At 63.1% G+C, this 740-nt stretch carries 1 protein-coding gene; it reads left to right on the top strand.

What is annotated here, in order from left to right; translation table 11 throughout:
* A partial coding sequence (locus HMPREF3171_RS06030; protein ID WP_168161881.1) for an HNH endonuclease occupies positions 1-740 on the top strand: 740 nt, incomplete at both ends.

Genomic DNA, 740 nt, shown 5'->3' with positions numbered 1-740 from the left:
CGACCTTGATGTTGCACTCGCCTCGGGCTTTGCACCCGATCGTGCGCGAGCCTGGGCGCGGCTGCGGGATGTGTACTTCGGGCGCACCAAGTTCACGCGCAAACAGGCGGTGGCCGCTACGCGGGCTCGGGGTTTCTCCCTCGACGAGCTGGCGTTGATCGAGCGCCGCATCGCCTCGGTCAAGGACGCCTCCCAGCGGTGGGCACTGCGCCTGGCCCTGCTTGAGGTCGAAGGTGGCTACCGGGCGATTGAGGCTGCAGCCCGTACGTTGGTGCCGGCAAACGAGAAGCCTGCGGTGGATGCGGCGAAGTTCGGGCCGTCGCGAAACGGCAAACGTACCCTGCACTTAACCTATGACGAGCGTGAGATCTCCGATATGGAGCACGCTGGGCGGTTAGGGATTGATCCGGATCGTCCGGCTGCACCCCAGATTGCCGAGAATTTGATTGGGATCTTCTTCGGCGAGGGCAAGGTCGCAACCGCAGCGCCACGTCCCACTGTGTTGGTGCCGCTGCCGGATTACCTGCGCATCTTGGATGGCAGTGGGGATGATGTGGTGTTGGCCATGACCGATGGCACCACCATGACGGGTGCGGAGTTTTTGGCCGCCCAGTTCGGTGATGCGTTAGAGGTGGCGGCGTTTCATCCGCAGGCCGGTGCGGTGAACTTGTACCGCACGCAACGTTTGGCGAATCAGAAGCAGCGTGATTTGGCCAAGTTGGTCTCGCCGGTGTGTGCGT

The organism is Corynebacterium sp. HMSC08F01 (assembly GCF_001807545.1).
GTDB classification, from domain to species: domain Bacteria; phylum Actinomycetota; class Actinomycetes; order Mycobacteriales; family Mycobacteriaceae; genus Corynebacterium; species Corynebacterium coyleae.
The sequence above is the reverse complement of the archived record's forward strand: the minus strand, read 5'-3'. Positions and strand labels throughout refer to the sequence as shown.